The following is a 26,501-nucleotide window of genomic DNA, read 5'->3' on the forward strand; positions in this document are numbered from 1 at the left end:
TTTAAATAAGAATTTGGAGCAATATTCCTTTATTTTTTGGACTAAAAAATGTTTTATTCTTATATTTGGTACTTTCTGTAAAAGAAAATATTTAAAAAATGAATTTTATATTCGAAAACCTTTTTTTTGAAAAGAGTTACCAAGTCTCAATCTCAATGATTTTGTCTTTTCTTATTACTTGGAGGTCTATTCCCGTAATAATTAATATCTGCAATTTAAAAGGACTTATGGTAGACCCAATTAAAAGAAGCTCCCATGAAACACCAACTCCTACTTTCGGAGGAGTTGCAATTTTTGCAAGTACATTAATTGGTTACATGTTGTGGAATTTTAATGATGAAGGTTTTTTACTTCACAAGGTATTTGCAGGATTAGTTATTTTATTTTTTTTAGGAATCAAAGATGATCTTTTTGCTTTAGATGCACTGAAAAAGTTAGGATCTCAAGTTTTAGTTGCTATAATTGTAGTAGTTGGAAGCGACCTTCGAATTACAAGTTTTTTTGGAATTTTCGGTGTATATGAACTTCATTATTTAGTAAGTATCTTTTTTACAATTTTTCTAATAGTAGCATTAATTAATTCATTTAACTTAATTGATGGAGTAGATGGTCTTTCAGGAGGTATTGGAATGATCGCATCTGCAGGTTTTGCTCTTTGGTTTGCTTTAAATGACGAATGGTCAATGGCATGCTTAGGTTTTTCTTTAGCTGCATCTTTATTAGGATTTTTAAGATACAATTTCTCTCCAAACAACAAAATTTTTATGGGAGATACTGGATCTCTAATTGTTGGGTTTATAATTTCTGTTTTGGCAATAAAGTTTGTTGACCATAATGTTCACAACACAAATCCAGACACAGTTTATAAAAACGCTCCTGTTATAGCAATTATTCTTCTTTGTGTTCCAATTTTTGATACTTTAAGAGTTTTCGGTTTAAGAATACTCAAAGGAAAATCTCCATTTAAAGCCGATAGATTACATTTACATCACTTGATGGTGGATAATGGTCTATCACATATTGCAACCTCATTTATATTGTATTTCGCAACTATCTCATTAACTGCAATTACGTATATATTACGTAAGTTTTATACTAATACGCAATTAAGCTTGTTCTTGTTGATTCTTTTTGTTGCTTATCTGTTGATAGCAAGAAATCTAGAGGTAAGACGTTTAAAATATCATAAACAAAAAATATCAAATAAAGATTTAGACAGTAAGATAACTAAGAAAACAAAAATTAAATTTGAAGGGAGTATTAACCCAAATTGAATTTTTTAGAAACTTAAAAGAAATAATTCATAAAAAAAGCCAAACTTTCGTTTGGCTTTTTTTATTATTCCCATTCAATAGTAGCTGGTGGTTTAGAACTAATATCATAAACCACTCTATTTATTCCCTTGACCTTGTTAATTATACTGTTACTTATTTCGCCTAAAAAATCATAAGGTAAATGTGCCCAGTCTGCTGTCATACCATCTACGCTCGTTACAGCTCTTAAAGCAACTACACTTTCATAAGTTCTTTCGTCTCCCATCACTCCAACACTTTGTACAGGCAACAACATAACTCCAGCTTGCCAAACCTTGTCGTATAGGCCTTTTTCTTTTAAACCATTAATAAAAATATCATCTACATTTTGTAAAATCTCAACTTTTTCTTTGGTTACTTCTCCAAGTATTCTAATCCCCAACCCTGGACCTGGAAAAGGATGTCTACCTAAAATATTAGCTGGCATATCCATAGATTTACCAACCATCCTTACCCCGTCTTTGAATAAAAGCTTTAATGGTTCTACAATTTTAAGTTTCATATAATCAGGCAAACCACCAACATTATGATGGGATTTAATGGTTACTGAAGGCCCTTTTACAGAAACAGATTCGATAATATCTGGATAAATTGTTCCTTGACCAAGCCATTTAACATCTTGAATTTTGTGTGCTTCGTCATCAAAAACCTCAATAAATGTTTTCCCAATAGCTTTTCTTTTGGCTTCTGGCTCACTTAATCCTTTTAATGCATCATAAAATCTATCTTGAGCATTTACTCCGATAACATTTAAACCCAAGCCTTTATAAGATTCAAGTACTTGTTCGTACTCATTTTTTCTAAGTAAACCATTATCAACGAAAATACAATACAAATTCTTTCCGATGGCTTTATGAATCAGTAAAGCTGCTACTGAAGAATCTACACCACCAGATAAACCCATTACTACTTTATCATCACCTAATTGCTCTTTTAATTCTGCAACAGATGTCTCAACAAATGAGTTAGGAGTATAACTTTGATCACAGCCACAAATATTTACTAAAAAGTTTTCAATTAGCTTAATTCCGTCCTGTGAATGTGTTACTTCAGGGTGAAACTGTATTCCAAAAGTTTTTTCATTTTCAAAAACAAAACCTGCGTTTTTGACATCGTTAGTAGAAGCTATCAATTTAGCATTTTTGGGCAAAGCAGTTATAGAATCTCCATGTGACATCCATACTTGAGAGTTGGTAGCTATTCCGCTCATTAACTCACTTGATGCATCGAAGTCCTCTAAAAATGCTCTGCCATATTCTCTTGTATTGGAGGCTTCAACGTTTCCCCCATAATTATTTGCTAATAATTGAGCACCGTAACAAACGCCCAACAAGGGTAGTTTTCCTTTGATATTGCTCAAATCAACGTTCGGTGAATCCTCATCTCTCACAGAGCATGGACTACCAGATAAAATAACACCTTTAATATTATCGGTTATTTCTGGCAGATGATGAAACGGATGGATTTCACAGTAAACATTTAATTCTCTAACTCTTCTTGCGATAAGCTGTGTAAATTGGGAACCAAAATCAATTATTAAAATCTCTTGTGTCTTCATCAAATTTTTAAAAGTAAATATTTATTATTCAAACTCCTTGATACATTGTTTATAGTTTTAAGCTGCATGCATTACTTTTGTAAGATAGATATAAGTAATAGACCTCTCAAAAATATAATTTTATAGATGAATATAGCATTGTTTTTGGCAAATAAAATCAGGCACACTAAAAACCAAACATTCTCATCTTTAATAATTAAAGTTGGTATTTTAAGTATATCTATAGCTGTTTCAGTGCTAATTTTATCATTTTTTGTGCTTTTAGGATTTAAAAACACGATAAAGAAAAAACTCTTCAGCCAAACTTCCCATCTTCAAGTTAACAAAATTACACTTAATCGCTCGTTTGAAGAAGCGACAATGCTAAATAATTTAGAATATTATACTAAAGCTAAAAATATTAATGAAATTAAATCCGTAAATAAAGTCGCTCTTAAATCCGTAATTCTAAAATCAGAGGAAGAGATATCGGGAGTAGTGTTAAAAGGATTAGAGAAAAATTTTGATTGGACGGAGTTTTCAGAAAACATAATTGAAGGCAGAAAACTTAATTATGATTCAACTAATGAGGTTTTGATTAGCAGCAGAATAGCCAAAGAATTGCAGTTAAAATTAAATGAGGACTTATTGGTTTATTTTATCCAAAATCCGCCAAGAGCTCGAAAAATGAAAATTGTGGGAATTTATAATACCAATGTTGAGGAATTGGATCAAGTATACGTTTTAACCAATCTTTCGGCAATTCAGAAAATAAACAATTGGGAAAATGGAGAATTTGGCCATTATGAGATTTTCATAAAAAACATGGAGAATGTGGAACAAGTAAAAAAGCAATTACTGGATATATTTCCACAAGAATTCGAAGTATTAAAAGTAACAGATATAATTCCACAATTTTTTGATTGGTTCAAGCTTTTGGACCGAAACATTGTGATGGTTATAGCTCTTATCATTGTTGTGGCGGCATTTAATATGATTTCAGTATTATTGATAATGATAATGGAACGTACACCTATGGTAGGGCTATTAAAAGCTATAGGTTCAAAAAATAGTCAAATAAGAAATATTTTCCTTGCAAACGGCTCAAGGATAATCATCTGGGGATTATTATGGGGGAATATTATAGGTTTAGGTTTAGCTTTTATCCAAGATAAATATAAAATATTCAAGCTGGACGCAACAAACTACTACATGGAGTTTGTACCTATTACTTGGAATTGGGGTTTAGTTTTCATAATAAATATTGCTGTGTTTTTGGTGGTATTTTTAATCACTTTTTTGCCGTCATTGATTATAAAAAGAATAAGTCCTGTAGAAGCCTTAAAATATAAAGACTGAGCTAATTTGTAGCCCAGTCTTTATGATATTATTATAAATCAATTAATACCTATTTACTGAAACTGCTGAAAGTCCACTTTCTAAATCAATAAAAATCTTTTTTTCAGCTGAATCAAAATTATCAGTTTTCCAAGTTCCTGAGTTTGTTTTAGTAAATCCATCAAAATCTTTGGCGTTTAATGCTCCTTCCATGTTTATTTGACAAGCAACACCTTTAGGTACTGAAATTTTAATCTTTGCAACTCCACTTTCTACTTTTACTTTTGCTTCTTTCATTTTATCTCCCAATTTCAAACTGATATCGGCAGCACCAGTTTTAAGGCTAATATCTTTGATTTTATAATCAGATAAATCAAATTTCAATTCTCCTGCACCAATACCCATATCCAAATTCCAAATAGGAGTTTTGCTAAGTTTCAAGTGAACGTCATTGTTCATTCCTTTTCCAATTCTAATATTATTGTTATTATTTTTAGAATTCATTTTGAACTTAATGTCCTGTTTCGTTCCAATTTTTTCTTCTTCTAGGTTAAATTTGTTGCCAAATAATTTAGTATTTGCTTCAAACAAATTTCCACTTTCTGGTTCAGAAAGAAAAAATTCGGCTGCTCCACCACCAATTTCTAAGTCAACTTCTTCTACAGTTTTATCAAATGGTACATTGAAATTTTGAGAAAAATTCTCGGATTTCACGCTGTCATCTTCAAAAGTAAAATCAGAATCATCGTTATCATCATCAAAGTCAAAATTCAAATCTCCTTCTATTTTATCTTTAACATGATCTATTGCGGTAGTGGATGCATTATAAATAGCCAATGGAATTGCAAAAGCCACTAAAAGTGCAGTCGTAGGATTGAAAACTGTTTTTTTATGATTAAATAAAACAGCTACTCCACCCAAAATTATCAGTACTGGCCAGTATTTGGCTATTTCACGGATACTAACTTCAAATTGAAACCAATCGTTTACAATTCCAAGCATTAGAAATCCAAAAGCTACCAAAATGGCACCCCAGAATATACTACTGTTGTTTTTCATTTTAATATTTTTTAATAACCAGTACCAGTTATATTTCCATTAATATCCCCGCCACCATTATCATCTTTTTCTTTCACTATTATCCAAACCCCGAGGCCAATTAATATCAAAGGCCACATATTTTTCAGATAAGAAAAAAGGTTAATGTCGAAGAAAGTTTTGAAAGAAAAAATAGCTCCTAATATGATGAGGATTAATCCACCCACCATATTTCCATTTTTTGATTGATTGCTCATATTTGTAATTGATTTAAAATTTATATTGTTGTCATTAATTCCTTCACTATTTGCCAATTGATAATAATGTTTGGGCAATACAGCCCATAGTATAAAGTAGGCGATTCCGATGGGAAATGGAGTAAAAAACAATATGACGCATACCACTCGGACTAAAGCAACGTCTGTTTTTAAATTTTCTGCCAATCCTAGGCAGACACCTCCTAATACACTGTCTTGATTTTTAATTCTGTACATAATTTTATAGCTTTTCATTTTTGATGAAACAAACTTAGAACAGAAATAGGTACTGTGTATTGCAAACTACATAAGTGGTATTAAAACTTGATAAACCGATTTTATCTTATACGAAGAAATTATTACATATCTAAAAGGTCAAATGCATCCATTAATTGGTCGTAATTATTGATACCTGGTTGATTCTCTTTTGAACCTTTAAATGCATAACCTTTGAGCTTTTCAAAATCAATTTTTACATTTTCAAAGTCGTAACCAAGCAATATTTCATTGTTAATATCAATTGATTCGAACAGATCAGGTTCAAACATTCCTGTATATATAATTAATGATTCCTTTTCAATTAATGAAATATTATCCAAAGACGCTAGTTCTACAACTTTAAACGGGACGGTAATCTCGCTCATCATGGCAATCTGGTCTTCGGCAAAAAGGAATCCGTCTAGTTTATTAGATTGTATACATTCAATTATTTCAAAAATATCGTTTGAATTTAAAGATCCTAAAATTTTAACACCACTTAACCATCCTCTGATTTCATCAAATTGGGCTTTGTTTATAAAATCTTCACTATTAGGATTAAAATCAAATGAAATAAAATCCACAAACATTCCTGCACAAAACCTCGCTTCCGAAAGACTGGTAATACTTTTAACTAAAATCGTCTTGTTTATCATTAAAGTTTTTTTTGCAAAAATAAACAAGAACCAATCATTTGACCTTAATGTTAAGTAATTTTGTATTTAATTTAAAAATTTAACGGAGGGCTTTGAACCCTCGCAGTAGACACATGAGTAAAAAAGGAAGAGTTTTAGTAGCCATGAGTGGCGGTATCGACAGTTCGCTTGCAGCTGTATTATTACACGAACAAGGATATGAAGTAATAGGTATGACCATGAAAACATGGGATTATGCTTCATCAGGAGGTACAAAAAAAGAAACTGGATGCTGCAGTTTAGATTCTATAAACGATGCAAGGGCTATTGCTGTCGATCTTGGGTTTCCACATTATATATTAGATATTAGGGCTGAATTTGGTGATTTTGTAATCGACCACTTCACAGGAGAATATCTCGAAGGCAGAACTCCAAATCCTTGTGTGCTTTGCAATACCCATATAAAGTGGGACGCTTTACTTCGAAGAGCCGATAATCTTGATTGTGAATTTATAGCTACAGGTCATTATGCCAAAATTCGGGAGGAAAATGGTAGACATATTATATCTAAAGGTGTTGATTTAACCAAAGACCAAAGTTATGTTTTATGGGGCGTTTCACAAGAAAGTCTATCCAGGACATTGTTACCTCTTGGTGGATATACAAAAGAGGAAATAAGAACAATGGCAAAACAAAAAGGTTTTTATGATTTAGTGAATAAATCTGAATCTTATGAAATCTGTTTTGTACCTGACAATGATTATCGTGGATTCTTGAAAAGGAGAGTAGAAGGACTAGAAGAACAAGTAAAAGGAGGTAATTTTGTTCTTGAATCTGGCGAAATAGTTGGAAAACACGAAGGTTACCCATTTTATACCATTGGACAGCGTAAAGGATTAAAAATAGCTATGGGTTATCCAGTTTTCGTTACTGAAATAAGAAAAGAGACCAACGAAGTAATTTTAGGAACGGAAGAATATCTGCTTAAAAACGGGATGACAGTAGGAAAATTGAACCTTCAGAAATATGATAAAATTCCAGAATTAGGCTTAAATACCGTTACAAAAGTTAGATATAAAGACAAAGGTCAAGAAGCTTTTATAAAGCAAATAGAAAAAGACAAGATTGAAGTATTGTTCAAAGAATCCGTTGCTGCAATAGCACCTGGTCAAGCCGCAGTTTTTTACGAAGGAGATGATGTAATAGGAGGGGGCTGGATACTTAAAAACTATAGAGTTTAAAAAGGGTATTCTTCTTCAGAATCTGGTTTTGGGGCTTCTTTGTCGGCATTCATTCTGCTACTGAAAGTCTTAAAACCAGGATCTACTGCTTGGGATTCGAAATCGCTAATACCTGAATGTTGGCTAAATGAAGCGTTGGAACTTCCGCCCACAGAGTATTCACCGATGTTAGCAAATTTGGTAAACTTACCAATAAACTGAAGTCTAATATTTTCTATTGTTCCCGCTCTATTTTTTGCAATTATTAATTCGCCGATTCCTTCTGTTGAATTACCTAATTCGTCTTCAGTGATTTTATAATACTCAGGACGGTAAAGAAACATTACCATATCAGCATCTTGCTCAATTGATCCCGATTCCCTCAAATCCGATAGTTGCGGCCTTTTATCACCGCCTCTGGTCTCTACAGCTCTACTTAACTGCGAAAGAGCCAAAACAGGCACTTCTAATTCTTTAGCAAGGTTTTTCAATGATCTTGAGATTGCAGCAATCTCTTGCTCACGGCTGCTCGAAACGCCTGAACCATCATCACCTGTCATTAATTGAAGATAATCTATGATAACCATTTGAATATTATGCTGTGCTTTCAAACGTCTACATTTTGCCCTAAGCTCCAATATTGACAAAGCTGGGGTATCGTCAATAAATATGTTAGACTTGGATAATTTAGTAATTCTATGGTGCAATTGCTCCCATTCATGGCCCTGAAGTGTTCCTTTTCTGAGTTTTTCACTATCGATCTCTGCTTCTGCAGAAATCATCCTGAGCATTAGCTGTGTTGCCGACATTTCTAATGAAAATATAGCAATTGGAATATTATGGTCTACGGCTGCATTCCGCATAGAAGATACTACAAAAGCGGTTTTACCCATACCTGGTCTTGCCGCTATAATCGTTAACTCCGTCTTTTGCCATCCACCTGTCAATGCATCCAAATCCGTAAAACCACTGGCAATTCCAGTCAAGCCGTCAACATTGGTTTGTTTTTTATGCTCCAATTCATCAATGGTATTACGCATGATGGTATTGGCATCTAAATAATTCTTACGGATGTTTTTCTCTGAAATTCCAAAAAAAGATTGCTCTGTTTTATTCAACAAATCAAAAATGTCATTGTTGTTAGAATATCCATCTTCTAAAATTTCATTGGCTACGGTAATCATTTCTCTCTTGATAGCAGACTGAGATATAGCCATGGCATGATATTCAATATTAGCCGCTGAATTGACTTTACTACTTAAAGTGGCAATATATTTTGCTCCTCCAACCTTTTGAATTTGACCTGAGATCCTTAAATTCCTTATGAGATTCAAAGAATCAATAGGTTCTGAATTTTTATATAATTCTAAAAGTGTAGAATATATAATTTGATGTGACTCGCTGTAGAAACTTTGAATATTAAGTAGCTCATTTACAATAGCAAATGCATCTTTATCAATAAGAATAGCTCCCAAAACAGCCTCTTCCATTTCGTTTGCCTGGGGAGCTACTTTACCTCTTTGAAGAGATAAATTCTCACTGATAGTCGATATATTTATAGATTCGCTCAAAGCCTTATTTTTTCATATTGGGTTAACCGCGATACAATATTACATCAAAAAAAATAAATATTTAAATGGATACATTTCACTAAAACTTAGAAGCCTTTATCTATCAGTAATTTAATAAAATTAACTTAAAATTTTGTGGAAAAATCAATGAAATTGTGAATAATTTTTACAATTTTGGTAAAAATTTAAAATTCTATCAATTGACAGAAAAAACTATTAAACTTGAGGCCGTCGCATTGAATGAATTCTTCGGAATTCAGAACGAAAACATAAAAGAAATTGCTAAAACATATCCTCAAAGCAAAATAATATCAAGAGGGGATGAAATCTACCTGAAAGGTCCAGAAAAAGATGTAAACAAACTTGAGGGTTTGTTTGAGAAGCTTTTGAGCCATTTTGAAAAAACAGGAAAACTTACGTTGGATGCAGTTAAAAATTACATTGAAGGTGAAACTCAAACGATTGACGAGTTTTTAAACCAAAAAGACGTAATTGTACATGGTAATAGGGGACTAATTGTAAAAGCTAAAACACTTAATCAAAAGCGTTTAGTTGAAGCTTCCGAAAAATTTGATATCGTTTTTGCCATTGGACCTGCTGGAACAGGAAAAACATATACGGCAGTCGCCTTAGCAGTTAGAGCATTAAAAGATAAAAAAATCAAGAAAATAATCATAACAAGACCTGCTGTAGAGGCAGGTGAAAACCTTGGTTTTTTACCTGGCGATTTGAAAGAAAAGATTGATCCGTATTTAAGGCCAATTTATGATGCCTTGGAAGATATGGTTTCGAGCGAAAAACTAAAATTATATCTGGAAAAGAACACAATAGAGATTGCCCCTTTGGCGTATATGAGAGGTAGAACTTTAGACAATGCCTTTATCCTTTTAGACGAAGCCCAAAATACAACTCCAATGCAATTAAAGATGTTTTTGACGCGAATGGGTCCAGCATCGAAAATAATAGTAACAGGAGATAAATCGCAAGTTGATTTACCAAAAAATCAGAAATCTGGCTTGGAAGATGCTGAAAGAAAACTCAAAAACATCAAAGGAATTGAGTTTATTGAGCTTGATGGAAAAGACGTAGTTAGACACCCACTTGTTGTTCAAATATTGGAAGCCTATGAGAAAGCTGATCTTTAGCCTATTGTTTTTTAGTTTAATTGGAGCAAATGGACAAACGCTAAAAAAATGTGCGGTTAGAGACTTAAAAGACCCAAAATATGGTGTTAAATATTCTCCTTATTTTGCAAAAAAATCAGAAGTTTTTTTAAAAAATGGAGCAAATACCATTTTTGAAGAAAAATTACTTAGAATTCCTATTGTTGTTCATATCATTCATAATAATTCCTCTGGAACAATAGGAGGAAAAGAAAACGGCAACATTTCTGACGAACAAGTTTTCTCTCAAATAAAAGTACTTAATGAAGATTATAGGCGTCAATTCGGAACTTTAGGCTACAATACTTCACCAGTAGGCTCTGATATGAATATTGAGTTTTTTTTAGCCAATTTTGACCCTGATGGAAAACCTAGTTCTGGCATTAACAGGATTTATTCTCCCAAAGCTTCATTTGATGTTTTCAAGGATAATTTTAATTTATCCAACCTATCCTACTGGGATTCAAATCGATATCTGAATATTTGGGTAACATCTCTCAAAGATGACTTTTTAGGTTATGCAGAATTTCCGACAGGTGAATATGATGGATTAGAATTAGACGAAACCGATGAGAAAATTGATGGTGTCATGATTGACCATCACGCCTTTGGCAAAAAAATAGGTACTGCCAATAATGGTGTTTATACAGATGGCCGCACACTTACACACGAGATCGGCCATTGGTTAGGAGGATTAATTCATACTTGGGGTGACGACTACTGTGGAGATGATTTCTGCAATGATACGCCACCAACTGAATCTGCAAACCTGACAACTATTTGTGTTCCGAAATATTCAAATTGTAAAGGTCAGAAAACCCTAAACATGATAGAAAACTTCATGGATTACACTGTTGATAGTTGTATGAATATTTTTACGCAAGATCAAAAAAATAGAACCAGAGCTATTTTAGAAATAAGCAAAAGAAGAAAAAGACTGCTCACTTTTGCTGAATTTAATCTTCCTCAAACGGAGCAATTGGTGGTTAAAGTCCTTGAAAACCCTAGTTCAACAGACAATATACAGTTTCAGGTTTTATTAAATGCTTTCGGTGATTTCGATTACCAAATTTTTGATAATTTTGGAAGAAAAATTCTTTCAGAATCTTACACTGACACGCCAAGTCGACTTATTCAAATCTCTAAAAATTCATTAGGTAAAGGAATCTACCACCTCAAAGTCAAATCAGGCAATGAAATGATTTTCAAAAAACTAATTTCTCTTTAAAAACATTTAAGTTTTTTATCGAAACCAAATTTGATTAATTTTGAAATTATCTTTCTTTTTAATAACAATCAATGGAATTTGTAAAACCCGAAAAACCCAAATTTGACGATATTTTCATGAATTTGGCCATTGATTTGGCAAAAAGGTCCCACTGTATAAAAGCACAAGTAGGAGCAGTGTTGGTTAATGAAACTCGAATAATATCTATTGGATATAATGGTCCGCCTTCAGGAACACATAACTGTGACGAAGACTTTGGAGATGCCGGCTGTCCGAGAGATTCGAAGGGTAGTTGCTCATTAGCACTTCACGCCGAGCAAAATGCCATTTTATATGCTTCAAAAAACGGTGCAAAAGTTGAAGATTCTACACTTTATGTTACTTTATCTCCCTGTATCGCCTGTGCAAGAGTTATTTATTCAATGAAAATCAAGAAAGTATTTTTCTTGAATTCTTATGCCGAATATAAAGGAATTCCGAGTGATGAAGGCGTTGATTTTTTGAGGAAATTTGGAGTCGAAGTAGTTAAATATGAAATCTCATGAATTATTTAGCACATTTGTTTTTGTCTGGAAATAATGACGGGGTAATTTTAGGTAACCTTCTGGAGGATTTTGTCAAAGGAAATATCGAGAATAGTACTAATAGTATTTTGCCAAAGGATGTAAAAATGGGCCTTCAATTACACAGAACTATTGATACATTAACTGATACACACAAAGTGGTTAAAGAATGTAAAGAAGTTTTTTATCCAAATTTTGGCAAATATTCTCCAATTATTGTTGATGTTTTATTTGATCATTTTTTAATTAAAAACTGGTTGATTTTTACAGAAGAAGATTTTGAGCATTTTAGAAAAAGAGTATATAATTCTTTGAAAAACTACCAAGAGATTCAGCCAGAAATGCTCAAAGGAATGATCAACTCGATGATTGAACACGATTGGCTAAAAAATTATATAGAAAACTGGGGCTTAGAAAAAGCCTTCAAAAACCTAAATAACAAAATAAACAAATCAGAAATAGACCTTACATTGTCTTTGAAAGAATTTGAAGAAAATTATTATTTCTTAAATGAAAAATTCCTTGAGTTTTTTGAAGAATTAAAAAAAGTTTGCGATAATTTTTTGATAGACAACAAATTAAATGGCGAATAATAATACGCAAATAATAAATAAACTAGAGCAAAAAACGCTCAAACCCTTGTACTTTGTTCATGGAACAGAATCATTTTACATAGATTCATTCGTCCAGAAAATTATTGAGATTGCCATTCCCGATTTCGAAAAAGGATTTAATGAATATATTCTTTATGGCAAAGACATAACTACTGGCGATGTAATAAATTATGCCAGAAAGTTTCCAATGATGGCCGAAAAGCAGCTTATTGTAGTGAAAGAAGCTCACATGATTTCGGACTTAAACAATAAAGAAAATCAAGCACTTCTAGAGAATTACGCCAAAAATCCTTTGAATTCAACTATACTTGTTCTTAGTTTTGGAAAAGCACAAGACGAACGCAAAACTTGGATTAAAGCTTTTAACACACATGGCCAAATTCTGAACTTCAAGAAAATGTATGATTATGAAGTTCCTGATTTTATTCTTTCGCTTTGTTCTGATTTAAAACTTAAAATAAGCCCAAAAGCCGTTCAATTGTTAAATGAGCACATTGGCAACAATCTTCAAGCTATTCATAATGAAATTGATAAACTAAAAGTTAATCTTAAACCTGAGGAAGCAATAGATGCGAATACAATAGAAAAATATGTAGGCATCTCAAAAGATTACAATGTTTTTGAACTTCAAAAGGCCCTGATTGAGAAAAACCCTAAGAAAACCTATCAAATCATTAAATACTTTGGGGACAATACAAAAGACCACCCAATTACGCCAAACATAATCATATTGTATAATTTCTTCTCGAAAGTATTGTTGCTACAAGGTTTAAAAAATCATTCTGATGCTGATTTGGCAAAAATGATGGGGGTAAATGCTTATTTTCTGAAAGATTACAAAAAAGCTGCTTCTTTGTATCCAATAAGCCATTTGATGAATATTATTCATGCTTTGAAAATCGCAGACAAAAAATCAAAAGGTGTGGATGCGGGCTCTGTTTCTGAGGGTGAACTTTATCAAGACCTTATTTTCAGGATTTTATATTAATTTCTTTACCATTCTCAAGATTGATTCTTCTTTTGTATAATTCTCAATATCAGCTATTGACACCCATTTCAATTCATTGGTTTCATGATTTTGAATTAAAGAAACATTAGAATCTGCTTCAAACAAATATCTTACGTCAAAATGTTCATGTTCTGGGACATTTTTGTGTTCTGGTATGGTATGAATATCCAAATCAAAAATCTTATTGCTTGGATTGGCAATTTTTAAACCCGTTTCCTCCCAAACTTCAGTGAGAGCAACTTCAACCGTGTTTGTATTTCCATCACAATGCCCACCAGGTTGTAACCATTTGTCTAGTTTTTTATGATGCAATAGAAGAACTTTTGAAGTATTAGGATCAAATACGAAAGCAGATGCAGTTATATGTCCTATTAATAGCGTCCTTTCAAAACAATTATCATTTTCTTCAATAAAAGAAATAAAACGTTCTTTTATCGCAATTTCATTCTCAAAAACGCATACAAAACTCCTAATTTCCTCCAATAACTCCATATTATCATTCCCAAATAGCAATACCATTTGGCTTTAAACCTACATTTATTTTATTTATTACTTTTTTAGTATTTACATCTATTAACTGTGCGGTATTACTCTTTTGATTAATTACAATTACTTGAGATAAACTATTGATAAAGCCAATTTGATGTGGCTCATTATCTGTTTCGATTTCATTTTTTAATTTCCAAGCATCACCAGTTTTTTCAAATACCTTTAATTTATTGATTCTTGGGGCACATATCCAAAGTTCATTGGTCATTGAATTAAATATAGTAAATCCTGGTACAAAATCTAGATCAACAAAATCTACAACCTTAAAAGTGTCTAAATCAATAATATTTATGGTCTTTTGATTTCCATTTTCAACGAAAACAATATTCTGAGCCCAACCAGGCCATACATTGGTTGGGAAAGGGTCTATTTTAATTTCTTTAATGACTTCTTTACTTTCAGTGTTAATAACAGTTAAGAATGAAGTTTCGCCGCAAGCAACTAGAGCTAATTGCCCATTTTTAGCAAAAATAACCTCCGATGGATCAGGGCCAACTGGTATTTCTTTAATCAAATTATAATTTTCTGAATTGTAGATTGCTATTTTTCCCGAATGTGAAACCAAACTTGTCCAAATCTCTTTTCCATCTAAAGAAAAAATGGCATTATGATTTGCAAAAGAAACAGGAAAGCTACCTTCCGTTTTGTTTCCTTTTACGTCAATAACTGCAACGTTACCCAGAACATTTGCACCATGTAAACCATTATGCCCATTTGAAAAATCATACTCAGGTAAGGCTATTGACAATTTACTTTTGTCTGCTGAGAAATATATATGGTGAGCAAAAGTGTTGCCTTGATTTTCAATAAAAAATCTAGATTTTTCTGTAAAACCCTTAGTGTCAATCACAGAAATGCTATTTTCAGCACCATTTAATATCAAAGCTGAACCTTTTGTAAAGTAAATAGGCTGCTCAACATCGCTTTTTTTGCATGAAAATGAAATAAGAAAAATAAAAAGGATTGAATATTTCATAAAAAAAACGTTGTTCGTTTAAGAACAACGTTTAAAATTATATTTTAATACATTGAATTTCTATTTCGAAATTATAGCTAAGACTATTTTTGTAATTGCATTATAAACAATGCCAAAAAAACTTCTTAGAAAACTTTTTTGATTATCATCCTTTAACTCAACATCATTAGCCTCTACCAATGGTTTGGCTAAACATTGCTGTATTTTAACTGTTGATTTAGAGTTAACAACCAAAGTATTACATTCCTTATTCTGCTTTACGGAAGCATTCGGATTACTGATAATTCCGAAACTAGTCAATGAAAAACTAGCAATAAATAAGAACAAAACCAATGTAAATCTTTTCATCTGATGTTTTTTTTATCAAAAATAATACTAACTGATCAAAATTCAAAAGGAAATTAAGAGATTTTTCCGACCATTTCTTCAGGTTTAACCCATTCATCAAATTCTTCCCCAGTTAAATATCCTAAAGAAATTGCGGTTTCTTTTAAAGTACTTCCATTTTTATGAGCTGTTTGAGCTATTTCTGCCGCTTTATAATAACCAATTTTTGTATTTAAGGCAGTTACAAGCATCAATGAATTGTTAACATGTTTTTGGATATTATCATACAATGGCTCTATGCCTACTGCACATTTATCATTAAAAGAAACACAAACATCACCAATCAACCTAGCTGAGTGCAAAAAGTTATAAATCATCATTGGCTTGAAAACATTCAACTCAAAATGGCCATTTGAACCACCAATATTGATTGCAACGTCATTTCCTAAAATTTGAGCTGCAGCCATAGTCATTGCTTCACATTGCGTTGGATTTACTTTTCCAGGCATTATTGAAGAACCCGGCTCATTATCAGGAATATGAATCTCCCCAATACCAGATCTAGGCCCTGATGACAACATTCTGATATCATTTCCTATTTTCATCATGCTGACAGCCATAGTTTTTAGAGCACCATGTGCTTCTACAATCGCATCATGTGCTGCTAAGGCTTCAAATTTATTTTCTGCAGTTACAAAAGGTAATCCCGTCAATTTAGCAATTTGACCAGCAACATTTTCAGAATATCCATCCGGTGTATTTATTCCAGTACCAACAGCCGTACCGCCCAAAGCCAATTCAGACAAATGGCTTAAAGAATTTTTTATTGATTTTAAACCATGATTAAGTTGAGCAACATAACCTGAGAATTCTTGGCCAAGGGTTAGTGGAGTGGCATCCATAAAGTGCGTACGACCAATTTTCACCACATGCATAAACGCCTTAGACTTTGCTGCCAAAGTATCTCTAAGCTTTTCAATTCCTGGAATAGTGGTCTCCATTAGCATCTTATAAGCAGCGATATGCATGGCAGTGGGGAAGGTGTCATTTGATGACTGGGACTTATTTACATCGTCATTTGGATGCAAAAACTTCGCTTTATCGGTCAATTCGCCACCTTTTAACACATGTCCTCTATAAGCAATAACTTCGTTACAGTTCATATTAGATTGTGTACCTGAGCCAGTTTGCCAAACTACCAAAGGAAATTGATCATCGAGTTTTCCAGCTAAAATCTCATCACAAACAACACCAATAAGTTTTGCTTTTTCTTCATCTAATACACCAGCTTCTAAATTTGCCAAGGCTGCCCCTTTTTTAAGATAAGCAAATGCTTTTATAATCTCTTTAGGCATTTTGTTTATGTCTTGGGCAATCTTAAAGTTCTCAATTGACCTCTGGGTTTGAGCACCCCAATATACATCCGAAGGGACTTGAACTTCCCCCATAGTATCCTTTTCTATTCTATATTCCATATTTCTTTTTTTTTTACAAATTTAAATCTCAATCGGCTAATATCAAACTTAGAATTATACAATTTATTCGGCCGTTTTCCTTGTATTATCTTTAAAAAACAAAATAAACAAAACCAAAACTGCTGCAGCAATATATGCAGGAACCATCCATACGCCTGTCCAATTATGTGTTACTACTCCATCAACCTCTGAACTATAAGCAGTTAGCACTTTTCCTGATAAAAACGATCCAATTCCCATACCAACTCCATAGGTAGCAAAAGTTATTAAACCTTGAGCAGAGTTTTTGATTTTTTCACCAGCTTTGTTATCCGTGTATATTTGGCCAGTTACAAAGAAGAAATCATAACAAACGCCGTGTAACAATATTGCTATATATAAAATCCATTCTGAAGAAATACCATCGCCATAACCAAAACATACGAATCTGATAATCCATGCTACAAGTCCAACAATCAACATTTTCTTAATGCCAAACTTTTGTAATGCAAAAGGAATCAATAGCATAAAACCTACTTCTGAAACTTGGCCAAGCGACATTTTATTTTCAACATTTGTCATATTCGATTCCGTCAATGATAAATTGCCATGAGCATAATAAAAAGCTAAAGGAATACACACCAAAACAGAAGAAATAAAGAAAATCAGAAAAGAACGGTCTTTGAATAAAACAAAAGCATCGGTTCCTAAGATTTGACCAATAGTGGCTTTACCTGTTGCTTTTGGAGGCGTATTGGGCAAAGTAAAAGCGAAAACTGCCCACGCAATAGATGTAAACATGGCGATTTGAAAAATGTCAACTTTGTCGCCAATTCCATAAAATCCGATAATATTCGTAACAACAATCCAAGCAATTGTACCAAAAACTCTAATGACTGGAAATTCTTTTCCTGGATCTTTCATTTGGTTCATGGCTATAGCACTAGAAAGAGCCAAGTTTGGAGCGAAAGTCAGCGTGTAGGCTAAAATATACCAGAAAAATGTATCTGCTGATTGGTTTTTAATTAGGAAAAATAAGATTCCAGCTCCTAACAAATTCAAAACGCCCATTACTTTTTGAGCTGAAAAATACCTGTCAGCAATCATTCCTATAAAAAACGGAGCAATAATGGAAGCAATAGAAAAAGTGGCATATGCATTGCCTATTTGGTCTCCAGAGGCTTTTAAAGTGGTAAACATGTATTTTCCCATTTGTCCATACCAAGCTCCCCAAGTAAAAAACATCAAAAACATCATCAACACAAGTTGAATCCTAACGGTCATTTTCATATAATAATAGGGTTTTATTGTTTTGTTTAATACACAAAAAAAGCATTTTTTTAATCGCTAAAAAATCATTTTGCCAATTATTTGCTGAAAAAAACTTTAATTTTGCACTATGAAATACTTTATAGAAGTTGCCTATTTAGGTACAAATTTTCATGGATGGCAAATTCAACCTCGAGAGAACAGTATTCAAGGTGATTTAGAAGCTGCTTTGAGCTTAATTTTAGGAGAAAAAATCACTATAATGGGTAGCAGTAGGACGGATACAGGTGTCCATGCGATGCAGCAATTTGCTCATTTTAATACTTCTCATAAAATAAAAGACCCTATTAGTCTGAAAAATCGATTGAATGGATATTTACATTCAGATATTTCTATAAAACAGTTTTATCTAGTTTCTCCCACAAGCCATTCTAGATTTGATGCACTCACTAGAAAGTATATTTATAGAATTATAGAAACAAAAGATCCTTTTGTTCATGGTTTTGCGGCCTTATATTTCAAAAATCTTTCTTTGGATTTGCTAAACGAGGCTTCAAAAATTTTATTAAAACATACAGATTTTAAGAGTTTCAGCAGAGTAAAAACCAATGTTAGAACTTTTGAATGCCAAATCGAGGAAGTTTTTTGGGTAAAAAATGGAAACGTAATTGAGTTTCATATCAAAGCGAATAGGTTTTTAAGAGGAATGGTTCGGGCTATTGTCGGTACATTATTAGATGTTAGTATAAGAAAAATATCAATACCGGATTTCGAAAACATCATTTTAGCCAAAGATAGAAACAAGGCAGGAATTGCAGCTAAACCGGAAGGCCTGACCCTAGAACAAGTAAATTACCCTGAAAATTATTTTGAAATGGAGTTTACCATTGAAAAAGCTTTAGAAAAAGATAGTGAAATTGTAAAAGGACTTTTTATAAAATACCAAGAAAACCTAGGCATTTCGCTTTGCTTTCAAAATTTTGATGAAGAACTTGAGCGATTCAACGAGATTTATGGTGAACCATACGGAAGAATCCTATTAGCCAAAGACAGAGGTAAGCCGGTTGGTATAATTGCCCTAAAAAAATTGGGTGAAGGTATCTGCGAAATGAAAAGGCTTTTTGTTTTACCTGAATATCAAGGTTATGGTCTTGGAAGAAAACTCGCAGAAAAACTCCTTGAAATAGCAAAAAGCTTGGGTTATATAACTATGAAGTTAGATACTTTAGAAAGACTGAATTCAGCTGTTGGATTGTATAAAAGTTTAGATTTTAAAGTTACAAAACCCTACAATTATAACCCAGAAGAGGATATTATTTATTTTGAGAAGGAATTATGAAGGCTGAAATAGGTTTAGATTTAATAAAAGCAAAAAATATTTTAGAATCAGGTGATTTGGTTGGAATACCTACAGAAACCGTATATGGTTTGGCAGCAAATGCATTAGATCCACTAGCAGTTAGTAAAATATTTGAGGCGAAAAATAGGCCTAAATTTGACCCATTAATAGTACATCTTTCAGAAATAGAACAATTTGATCTTTATTCTAAAAACTTCCCAAAAGAACTTTTTATAATTGCTGAAAAATTCTGTCCCGGTCCAATTACATTTTTAGTTGAGAAAAAATCTATTATTCCTGATTTAACCACTTCTGGATTAGAAAAAGTTGCACTTAGAATCCCAAATCACCCACTGACATTAGAATTATTAAAATCTCTTGACTTTCCGTTGGCTGCTCCAAGTGCCAATCCTTTTGGATATGTTTCACCGACTTCTGCCCAACATGTATTTGACCAATTAGGCGAAAAAATTCCTTATATTCTTGATGGAGGATCTTCAAAAGTAGGTTTGGAGTCAACTATTATTGGGATGGAAAATGAAGAACTAGTTATTTACAGAAAGGGTGGATTAGCCATTGAAGATCTGCAATCAGTTTTTTCAGGTGAAATAAGGATAAAAGACCATTCAAGTTCTAATCCTCAAGCTCCAGGTATGCTTTCGAAACATTATTCACCCAATAAAAGGATGGAATTGTGGGATAAAACAGACCAATTTCGGGAATTTGGAAATAAAAAAATCGGTTTTTTAGGATTTTCAAAAAAACTTGAAGGAATAGAAAACCAATTTATTCTTTCTGAAAAAGAAGACCTAAACGAAGCTGCATTTAGACTCTTTGAAGGACTTAGGTATTTGGACAAACTTCCAATCGAAAAGATTTACATTGAATTAGTCCCTGAAAAAGGGCTTGGTATTGCGATTAATGATAGATTAAGAAGATCTGTTGCCAAATCTTAATCTTCCAAAACTAAGATTTCAATCCTTCTATTCTTTGCCTTATTTTCGTCAGTATCGTTTGCTACCAAAGGTTCAGAAGACCCTTTTCCTAAAGTTGTCATTCTTTCTGGACTTATCCCTTTATTAAACAAGTAATTTGCAACCACCTTAGCTCTAAATTCTGATAAGCGTTGATTAAGTCTTTGATCTGAACCTTCATTGTCGGTATGACCCACTATCTCTACTTGAAAATTTGGATTTGTCTTCAAATAATTTACTATTTCGTCCAATTTTACTTCTGCTCCACTTACAAGCGTTGTTTTACTTTTTTCAAAATTTACACCTTCCAAAGGATATTTAACACCTTTCTTTAATTCAACGATGGCAACAACCTCTTTTGCCACTTCGACTTTCGGAGCCTCAGGAATCGTTTCTTTTTTTGGCGTTTCAATTTTAGCAATAGGTTTTTCAACTACAGGCTCAATTTTCATTTCAGGCTCTTTTTTCTTTGGTTTAAGTGTCAAAACATACTCCATTGTCTCAGGATTAGCTTGGCTCAGCATAAATGCGGTACTAAACGGTTCGAAATCATCAGACTCTACTTGTATTAAATAAGAACCTTCAGGATTAATTTCTCCCATAAAACCACCTTTTGCCTCATCAAAAGCTAATTTTTCGGAATCATTTTTTTGTTTGTTTTTAATTTTTGCAACAAAACTTTTCGAATTTACAGCCCTTAAGTCGTTATTGATTTTGAAGAAAACTTCATATTTTTCCTTCATTAATGGAATTACAAATTCATTTTCTTTGGCCTCTCTTTTGTCAATTATTTTAGAAAGGTTGGTATAGCCTACTTTGTTTAATTCAATCTTATAATTGTTTGCAGTTGACATTGATGCCTTTATTCTATCTCCTTCTTTTTCATTTTTGATCTCAACTTCGTCCACTAATAATTTAAAATCAACATTGATATCTTTTTTTGTAAAACCGTCAATAAATTTAAAATAGTAAGTTTTGATATCAAATGGCGAAAGATTTATTACGATATCACTTTTAGAAATATTTAGCTGCTCTCTCAGATTTGTATAATTTTTGGCAGAGAGCTCATAAGAATAAGAATATTTAAGTTTTGGATTAATTTTATCGGTTTTAAACAAAGAATTTTTACTATCAAAGCTCAGAGCTATAGCTTTCGAAGTATTCTCAAAAACTCTAATTCTAGCATCTTTAATAGGTAATAAAGTCTGAGAATCGATAATTTGGATTGTATAAGAGGCCAATGAATCAACTTGGAGTTTTTTCATATATACTTGAACCGACCTATCAAAACCAATATTTGCAGTATAATCAAAATATCCTGTAGCTGATACTTCAAAGAAATGCTTTTTTTCTACATCTAAGTTTACTGTTTTCTCATTTTTCAAAGCCTTCCCTTGTATTTCCCTCGATTGCTCATTGAAAACCTTGATCATTGCATTATTGATAGGGTTTTTGGTTTCAATATCATATACTTTTATTACATATTCATTGGAGCCTTTTTTTAGTCTTAATGTATAAAAAGTATTGCCAGCAGACATAGACTTAATATTAAAAGTCCCAGTTCTGTTGATATAGCCTTTGGCTTTAGATTCAATCGTATAAGTTCCCTTTTCTTCAGGAATAAAAGTATATGGAGTTTTTGACATTGTGATCACTTTAAACTTTTTGCCAGTCGGACTAACAATCTCGATTTCCAAACCCATTCTTTCATTGGTTTCGTCATCATAAATATCAATTTGTAGGCTTGAGTTAGGACTTAAACCGAACTTTTTTGAAGAGCCATCTAGCGTAAAAGGTTCTTTTAAATCTGTAAAACCTTCTGATTTTGTCGATAAAATATAATCTTCATTTCGATTTGCTATAAAGGCAATTTTTCCATCAACTATTTTACCTTCAAATACTTTTTGGCCAGTTAGAACGTGAGTTACAGAGGCTATTCCAGAGTTTACTTTGCTATTAGTAGATTTATCAAAAATTTCAACTTCTTGTTTCAATCGATTTTTAACCAATTCAATCACAAGACTTTGAATCTTCGAATCTGCCGAAATATCCAAATCCAGTTCTCGAGCATCATTTAAATATCCCGTGGCAGTTGTATAAATTGAATATTTTCCTTTTTGCTCGTAGAAATAGTTAGCTTGAGGGCTTTGTTCGTTAATTGATAATTTATTTTTTCTAGAAAAAAACACAATGAATAGTTCAGAAGCTACAGGATCTTTGGTTTCTGCGTCAATAGTTCGAATTACCAATCCACCAGAAGGCTTAGGATTGAGTTGCATTTCGAGCATATCTCCGTCTAAAACATTATTTGTTTCAAATACCTTTTGCTCCTCATAAAAACCCACAGCCGAAGCGATAACTTTAATACTTTTACCTTCCGGAACTTCATAATAGCTCTCTTTTTTGTTGGAAGTCGGTTTGATTTCTTTTCCACTAGGTTCCATGAACACTTTTATTTGAAAATCAGACATTATCTGATTTCCATCAAAACTATTTACCAAGACCATATAAATTTTTATATTTCCTGGAGTTTTTGCCAAAACTGTTTGAAAGATTCCAATTAATATAAAAACTAAAAACACAAAACTTCTCCTCATCAAATTACCTTATTATCTTTGTTCTTTTAATTCCAAACGAATATAAAACTTTCTTATTGGTGATATACTCCTCAAATTTTTTGCCATGTTTAGCATATTTCGCAGGTATTTTACAAGAACCCGAAATAAAAATAAATATTGGAGAGCAATATCGGAAACAATCTTACCGAACTCGAGCATATATTTTAGGGCCGCACCAAGTCGAAACCTTAAACATTCCTGTTTTAAATGCTCCAAATAACGAAATAATAAAAGAAATACAAATAGATAACAGAACAAGTTGGCAAAGGTCACATTTTAAAACTATCTCAAATTGTTACAAAAAAAGTACCTATTTTGAGTTTTATGAATATCTGTTTGAGCCCTTATTTATCAAGACTTTTTCACACTTAATCGACTTTAATCACGAATCTCTGTCAATATGTCTTAAAATATTAAAAATAAACAAGACAATTTGTCAAGGTGAATTTTCGTATTTTGAGAATAAAAACGATTTTATTAGCTTTAATGCAAAGAATAGACTCGAATTACCTGACTATTTTGTTTCAAGGCCTTATTTTCAAAATTTTGGCAATAAGTTTGAGCAAAACCTTAGCATAATAGATCTTCTTTTTTCGAAAGGACCAGAAAGCGTGGATTTGTTAAAAAGTTCAATTAAATCTATAAATTGAACAATGTGTCTAAAAATATTGTTAATTCGTATAAAAAAAGGAGATTAAATGGAACCCAAGTTTTCACAAAGAGTAAAAGAAGTTATCTCTCTTGCCCGTGAAGAGGCATTGAGATTGGGACACGATTATATCGGGACAGAACATCTAATCTTAGGTATGATTCGTGAAGGAGAAGGTTTGGGTTTAGAGCTAATTCAGAAAGCAGGTTTAAATCCTGAAGAATTAAGAACTTCTATTGAAAACTCAACTAGAGGCACTGCGACAAACACAATAAAAAATCTTTCTAACATCCCCTTGACAAGACAATCAGAGAAAGTCCTAAAAATCACCCATTTGGAGGCAAAAATCTTCAAATCTGATGTTATAGGCACTGAGCATTTGCTTTTGGCGGTATTACGCGATGATGACAATCTAGGTTGTCAGATATTGAACCGTTACAGAATCAATTACAAGTTAATAAAAGAAATGTTGGAATATCAGTTGACTGGACAAGAACCTTCTATGGACAGCTCAGATACTGACGATGACGACAAAAACTTCGGTGGGGGTGGTTTCAGCGGACAAAGAGCTGATACGAAATCTGGAGAAAAATCTAGAACGCCAATTTTGGATAATTTCGGAAGAGATTTAACCAAAATGGCTGAAATAGGAAAGCTTGACCCGATAGTGGGTAGAGAAAAAGAAATAGAAAGAGTAGCACAGATACTTTCTAGAAGAAAAAAGAACAATCCTATATTGATTGGTGAGCCTGGTGTTGGTAAAACAGCCATTGCAGAAGGTTTAGCACTTAGAATTGCTCAAAAGAAAGTATCAAGAGTGTTGTTTGGCAAAAGAGTTGTAACCTTAGACCTAGCGTCATTGGTTGCTGGAACCAAATACAGAGGACAATTTGAGGAAAGAATGAAAGCAGTAATGCTTGAAATTGAGAAAAACCCTCAAATTATTCTGTTTATTGATGAAATACACACCATAGTAGGTGCCGGAGGAGCGAGCGGTTCATTGGATGCTTCTAATATGTTCAAGCCAGCTTTGGCAAGAGGAGATATTCAATGTGTAGGAGCAACTACGCTAGACGAATACCGTCAATATATTGAAAAAGACGGAGCATTGGCAAGAAGATTTCAAATGGTAATGGTAGATGCAACATCTATTGACGAGACTATAGAAATCTTAAACAATATCAAGACCAAATACGAAGATCATCACAATGTGACGTATTCTGACGAGGCTATAGTTTCAGCAGTAAAATATTCTGAAAGATATATAACAGATAGATTTTTGCCTGATAAAGCTATTGACGTAATAGACGAAGTAGGAGCAAGGGTACATATCAAGAACATAAATGTTCCACAAGAGGTTTTGGATTTAGAAGAAGCCGTTGAGGAAATTAAGCTTGAGAAAAACCGAGTTGTTAAAAGTCAAAGGTATGAAGAGGCGGCACAGTTGAGAGACCGTGAGAAAAAGCTTTTGGAACAACTTGAAAACGCGAAACAAGCTTGGGAAGAAGAGTCTAAAACTTTGAGACATGTAGTAACCGAAGACCATGTGGGTGAGGTTATAGCTATGATGACGGGAATACCTGTTAGAAAAGTAAACATGAACGAAAGTGATAAAATCCTTAAAATGGGAGATTCGCTTCGTGGAAGAATAGTAGGACAAGATGCTGCTGTTGAGAAGCTTGTGAAAGCTATTCAAAGAACTAGAGTAGGTCTTAAAGATCCAAATAAACCAATTGGTACGTTTATCTTCTTAGGACCAACTGGCGTAGGTAAAACGGAACTTGCTAAAACCTTGACGGAGTATCTGTTTGACAAAGAAGATGCTTTGATAAGAATAGATATGAGCGAATACATGGAGAAATTCAGTATTTCTCGTTTGGTAGGAGCTCCTCCAGGATATGTTGGTTATGAAGAAGGTGGTCAATTGACCGAAAAAGTTCGTAGAAAGCCGTATTCTGTTGTGCTGTTAGATGAAATCGAAAAAGCTCACCCAGATGTTTTCAATATTCTTTTACAAGTATTAGATGATGGAATTCTTACGGATAGCTTAGGCAGAAGAGTTGATTTTAGAAATACGATTATCATCATGACTTCTAACATTGGTGTTAGAGACTTGAAGGACTTTGGTTCGGGAATTGGGTTTGCGACCAAATCAAGAGTTGAGAACCAAGATGATATGATAAAATCAACTATTCAAAATGCATTGAAAAAGACTTTCTCTCCGGAGTTTTTAAATAGATTGGATGATGTTATTGTGTTTAATTCATTGGCGAGAGAAGATTTGCATAAAATCATTGATATTTCCCTGAAAAAACTCTTCAAAAGGATCTCTAATATTGGCTATTCAATGGAATTGACCGAAAAAGCCAAAGATTTCTTAGCGGAAAAAGGATATGATCAACAATATGGAGCTAGACCATTGAACAGGGCTATCCAAAAATATGTTGAAGATCCATTGGCTGAGGAAATCCTAAAAGGTAGCATGAGTGAAGGAGATGTGATTTTGGTAGACCATGAAGACAGCGAAGAAACGCTGAAATTCACAAAAAAACCAAAAGAAGAAGCGATTGAACAATAATTTCAAATATTAATTAGATAGCAC

23 protein-coding genes are annotated in these 26,501 nt (G+C 32.9%); 12 read left to right on the forward strand and 11 right to left on the reverse strand.

Annotated elements, in window-relative coordinates:
• The first annotated feature begins 98 nt into the window (after positions 1 to 98).
• Complete coding sequence (locus EGI22_RS18545; RefSeq protein ID WP_255069936.1) at positions 99 to 1,274, forward strand: glycosyltransferase family 4 protein; 1,176 nt, start codon at positions 99 to 101, stop codon at positions 1,272 to 1,274.
• A gap of 64 nt (positions 1,275 to 1,338) precedes the next feature.
• On the opposite strand, the gene guaA is transcribed toward EGI22_RS18545, so the two are convergent.
• Complete coding sequence (guaA, locus tag EGI22_RS18550) at positions 1,339 to 2,871, reverse strand: glutamine-hydrolyzing GMP synthase (protein ID WP_255069937.1); 1,533 nt, start codon at positions 2,869 to 2,871, stop codon at positions 1,339 to 1,341.
• 126 nt (positions 2,872 to 2,997) lie between these two features.
• Here guaA and EGI22_RS18555 point away from each other — a divergent pair, with 126 nt between their 5' ends.
• Positions 2,998 to 4,209, forward strand: a complete 1,212-nt coding sequence (locus EGI22_RS18555) for an FtsX-like permease family protein (protein WP_255069939.1) — start codon at positions 2,998 to 3,000, stop codon at positions 4,207 to 4,209.
• Between the two features lie 42 nt (positions 4,210 to 4,251).
• Here the strand turns inward: EGI22_RS18555 and EGI22_RS18560 are convergent, their stop codons facing one another.
• The 3 genes from EGI22_RS18560 to EGI22_RS18570 all read right to left on the reverse strand — a co-directional run bounded on the left by EGI22_RS18560 (position 4,252) and on the right by EGI22_RS18570 (position 6,397).
• Positions 4,252 to 5,247, reverse strand: a complete 996-nt coding sequence (locus EGI22_RS18560) for a DUF5668 domain-containing protein (RefSeq protein ID WP_255069940.1) — start codon at positions 5,245 to 5,247, stop codon at positions 4,252 to 4,254.
• An 11-nt stretch (positions 5,248 to 5,258) separates the two neighbouring features.
• Positions 5,259 to 5,738, reverse strand: a complete 480-nt coding sequence (locus EGI22_RS18565) for a PspC domain-containing protein (protein ID WP_255069941.1) — start codon at positions 5,736 to 5,738, stop codon at positions 5,259 to 5,261.
• A 104-nt stretch (positions 5,739 to 5,842) separates the two neighbouring features.
• Positions 5,843 to 6,397, reverse strand: a complete 555-nt coding sequence (locus tag EGI22_RS18570) for a hypothetical protein (RefSeq protein WP_255069942.1) — start codon at positions 6,395 to 6,397, stop codon at positions 5,843 to 5,845.
• Between the two features lie 113 nt (positions 6,398 to 6,510).
• Between EGI22_RS18570 and mnmA the strand changes: the two genes are divergently transcribed.
• Complete coding sequence (mnmA, locus tag EGI22_RS18575; protein WP_255069998.1) at positions 6,511 to 7,617, forward strand: tRNA 2-thiouridine(34) synthase MnmA; 1,107 nt, start codon at positions 6,511 to 6,513, stop codon at positions 7,615 to 7,617.
• Here mnmA and dnaB read toward each other — a convergent pair.
• The gene (gene dnaB, locus EGI22_RS18580; RefSeq protein ID WP_255069943.1) at positions 7,614 to 9,167 is read right to left on the reverse strand and encodes a replicative DNA helicase; all 1,554 of its coding nucleotides are present in this window, start codon (positions 9,165 to 9,167) and stop codon (positions 7,614 to 7,616) included. The genes mnmA and dnaB overlap by 4 nt on opposite strands.
• Before the next feature lie 200 nt (positions 9,168 to 9,367).
• Between dnaB and EGI22_RS18585 the strand changes: the two genes are divergently transcribed.
• The 5 genes from EGI22_RS18585 to holA all read left to right on the forward strand — a co-directional run bounded on the left by EGI22_RS18585 (position 9,368) and on the right by holA (position 13,723).
• Positions 9,368 to 10,312 carry a PhoH family protein gene (locus EGI22_RS18585; protein ID WP_255069944.1) on the forward strand — a complete coding sequence of 315 codons (945 nt, stop codon included), beginning with the start codon at positions 9,368 to 9,370 and terminating at the stop codon, positions 10,310 to 10,312.
• Positions 10,293 to 11,558 carry a M43 family zinc metalloprotease gene (locus tag EGI22_RS18590; protein ID WP_255069945.1) on the forward strand — a complete coding sequence of 422 codons (1,266 nt, stop codon included), beginning with the start codon at positions 10,293 to 10,295 and terminating at the stop codon, positions 11,556 to 11,558. The genes EGI22_RS18585 and EGI22_RS18590 overlap by 20 nt, the downstream gene beginning before the upstream one ends.
• 71 nt (positions 11,559 to 11,629) lie before the next feature.
• The gene (locus EGI22_RS18595) at positions 11,630 to 12,103 is read left to right on the forward strand and encodes a dCMP deaminase family protein (RefSeq protein ID WP_255069946.1); all 474 of its coding nucleotides are present in this window, start codon (positions 11,630 to 11,632) and stop codon (positions 12,101 to 12,103) included.
• Positions 12,100 to 12,714, forward strand: coding sequence for an ACP phosphodiesterase (locus EGI22_RS18600; protein WP_255069947.1), 615 nt, complete (start codon positions 12,100 to 12,102; stop codon positions 12,712 to 12,714). The genes EGI22_RS18595 and EGI22_RS18600 overlap by 4 nt, the downstream gene beginning before the upstream one ends.
• A complete protein-coding gene (holA, locus tag EGI22_RS18605) occupies positions 12,704 to 13,723 on the forward strand; it encodes a DNA polymerase III subunit delta (protein WP_255069948.1) in 1,020 nt (339 codons plus the stop codon). The genes EGI22_RS18600 and holA overlap by 11 nt, the downstream gene beginning before the upstream one ends.
• Here holA and EGI22_RS18610 read toward each other — a convergent pair.
• From EGI22_RS18610 to EGI22_RS18630, 5 genes are all read right to left on the reverse strand, one after another.
• Positions 13,715 to 14,263 carry an NUDIX hydrolase gene (locus tag EGI22_RS18610; RefSeq protein WP_255069949.1) on the reverse strand — a complete coding sequence of 183 codons (549 nt, stop codon included), beginning with the start codon at positions 14,261 to 14,263 and terminating at the stop codon, positions 13,715 to 13,717. The two genes, holA and EGI22_RS18610, sit on opposite strands and share 9 nt — an antisense overlap.
• The gene (locus tag EGI22_RS18615) at positions 14,241 to 15,269 is read right to left on the reverse strand and encodes a hypothetical protein (RefSeq protein WP_255069950.1); all 1,029 of its coding nucleotides are present in this window, start codon (positions 15,267 to 15,269) and stop codon (positions 14,241 to 14,243) included. The genes EGI22_RS18610 and EGI22_RS18615 overlap by 23 nt, the downstream gene beginning before the upstream one ends.
• Positions 15,270 to 15,329: 60 nt before the next feature.
• Positions 15,330 to 15,617, reverse strand: a complete 288-nt coding sequence (locus EGI22_RS18620) for a hypothetical protein (RefSeq protein ID WP_255069951.1) — start codon at positions 15,615 to 15,617, stop codon at positions 15,330 to 15,332.
• A 53-nt stretch (positions 15,618 to 15,670) separates the two neighbouring features.
• Positions 15,671 to 17,071: a class II fumarate hydratase gene (gene fumC, locus EGI22_RS18625; protein WP_255069952.1), complete on the reverse strand. Its 1,401-nt coding sequence runs from the start codon at positions 17,069 to 17,071 to the stop codon at positions 15,671 to 15,673.
• A 63-nt stretch (positions 17,072 to 17,134) separates the two neighbouring features.
• Positions 17,135 to 18,340, reverse strand: a complete 1,206-nt coding sequence (locus EGI22_RS18630) for an MFS transporter (RefSeq protein WP_255069953.1) — start codon at positions 18,338 to 18,340, stop codon at positions 17,135 to 17,137.
• Positions 18,341 to 18,449: 109 nt separating this feature from the next.
• On the opposite strand from EGI22_RS18630, the gene truA reads away from it, so the two are divergent.
• A complete protein-coding gene (truA, locus tag EGI22_RS18635; RefSeq protein ID WP_255069954.1) occupies positions 18,450 to 19,658 on the forward strand; it encodes a tRNA pseudouridine(38-40) synthase TruA in 1,209 nt (402 codons plus the stop codon).
• Positions 19,655 to 20,614, forward strand: a complete 960-nt coding sequence (locus EGI22_RS18640; RefSeq protein ID WP_255069955.1) for an L-threonylcarbamoyladenylate synthase — start codon at positions 19,655 to 19,657, stop codon at positions 20,612 to 20,614. Before truA ends, EGI22_RS18640 begins: the two co-directional genes overlap by 4 nt.
• Here EGI22_RS18640 and EGI22_RS18645 read toward each other — a convergent pair.
• Positions 20,611 to 23,229 (reverse strand): OmpA family protein, encoded by a 2,619-nt coding sequence (locus EGI22_RS18645; protein WP_255069956.1) that lies wholly within the window; start codon positions 23,227 to 23,229, stop codon positions 20,611 to 20,613. The two genes, EGI22_RS18640 and EGI22_RS18645, sit on opposite strands and share 4 nt — an antisense overlap.
• 59 nt (positions 23,230 to 23,288) lie before the next feature.
• On the opposite strand from EGI22_RS18645, the gene EGI22_RS18650 reads away from it, so the two are divergent.
• Complete coding sequence (locus EGI22_RS18650; protein ID WP_255069958.1) at positions 23,289 to 23,900, forward strand: WbqC family protein; 612 nt, start codon at positions 23,289 to 23,291, stop codon at positions 23,898 to 23,900.
• 48 nt (positions 23,901 to 23,948) lie between these two features.
• Positions 23,949 to 26,477, forward strand: coding sequence for an ATP-dependent Clp protease ATP-binding subunit (locus tag EGI22_RS18655; RefSeq protein ID WP_255069959.1), 2,529 nt, complete (start codon positions 23,949 to 23,951; stop codon positions 26,475 to 26,477).
• Positions 26,478 to 26,501: the final 24 nt, after the last annotated feature.

This window comes from Lacihabitans sp. LS3-19, assembly GCF_024343575.1.
In the GTDB taxonomy this organism is placed as follows: Bacteria; Bacteroidota; Bacteroidia; order Cytophagales; family Spirosomataceae; genus Leadbetterella.

Excerpts from the sequence above, each read along its gene's own strand:
- EGI22_RS18545 (WP_255069936.1), top strand. The coding sequence starts at position 99 with ATGAATTTTATATTCGAAAACCTTTTTTTTGAAAAGAGTTACCAAGTC.
- guaA (WP_255069937.1), bottom strand. The coding sequence starts at position 2,871 with ATGAAGACACAAGAGATTTTAATAATTGATTTTGGTTCCCAATTTACA.
- EGI22_RS18555 (WP_255069939.1), top strand. The coding sequence starts at position 2,998 with ATGAATATAGCATTGTTTTTGGCAAATAAAATCAGGCACACTAAAAAC.
- EGI22_RS18560 (WP_255069940.1), bottom strand. The coding sequence starts at position 5,247 with ATGAAAAACAACAGTAGTATATTCTGGGGTGCCATTTTGGTAGCTTTT.
- EGI22_RS18565 (WP_255069941.1), bottom strand. The coding sequence starts at position 5,738 with ATGAAAAGCTATAAAATTATGTACAGAATTAAAAATCAAGACAGTGTA.
- EGI22_RS18570 (WP_255069942.1), bottom strand. The coding sequence starts at position 6,397 with ATGATAAACAAGACGATTTTAGTTAAAAGTATTACCAGTCTTTCGGAA.
- mnmA (WP_255069998.1), top strand. The coding sequence starts at position 6,511 with ATGAGTAAAAAAGGAAGAGTTTTAGTAGCCATGAGTGGCGGTATCGAC.
- EGI22_RS18590 (WP_255069945.1), top strand. The coding sequence starts at position 10,293 with ATGAGAAAGCTGATCTTTAGCCTATTGTTTTTTAGTTTAATTGGAGCA.
- EGI22_RS18595 (WP_255069946.1), top strand. The coding sequence starts at position 11,630 with ATGGAATTTGTAAAACCCGAAAAACCCAAATTTGACGATATTTTCATG.
- EGI22_RS18600 (WP_255069947.1), top strand. The coding sequence starts at position 12,100 with ATGAATTATTTAGCACATTTGTTTTTGTCTGGAAATAATGACGGGGTA.
- holA (WP_255069948.1), top strand. The coding sequence starts at position 12,704 with ATGGCGAATAATAATACGCAAATAATAAATAAACTAGAGCAAAAAACG.
- EGI22_RS18610 (WP_255069949.1), bottom strand. The coding sequence starts at position 14,263 with ATGGTATTGCTATTTGGGAATGATAATATGGAGTTATTGGAGGAAATT.
- EGI22_RS18615 (WP_255069950.1), bottom strand. The coding sequence starts at position 15,269 with ATGAAATATTCAATCCTTTTTATTTTTCTTATTTCATTTTCATGCAAA.
- EGI22_RS18620 (WP_255069951.1), bottom strand. The coding sequence starts at position 15,617 with ATGAAAAGATTTACATTGGTTTTGTTCTTATTTATTGCTAGTTTTTCA.
- fumC (WP_255069952.1), bottom strand. The coding sequence starts at position 17,071 with ATGGAATATAGAATAGAAAAGGATACTATGGGGGAAGTTCAAGTCCCT.
- EGI22_RS18630 (WP_255069953.1), bottom strand. The coding sequence starts at position 18,340 with ATGAAAATGACCGTTAGGATTCAACTTGTGTTGATGATGTTTTTGATG.
- truA (WP_255069954.1), top strand. The coding sequence starts at position 18,450 with ATGAAATACTTTATAGAAGTTGCCTATTTAGGTACAAATTTTCATGGA.
- EGI22_RS18640 (WP_255069955.1), top strand. The coding sequence starts at position 19,655 with ATGAAGGCTGAAATAGGTTTAGATTTAATAAAAGCAAAAAATATTTTA.
- EGI22_RS18645 (WP_255069956.1), bottom strand. The coding sequence starts at position 23,229 with ATGAGGAGAAGTTTTGTGTTTTTAGTTTTTATATTAATTGGAATCTTT.
- EGI22_RS18655 (WP_255069959.1), top strand. The coding sequence starts at position 23,949 with ATGGAACCCAAGTTTTCACAAAGAGTAAAAGAAGTTATCTCTCTTGCC.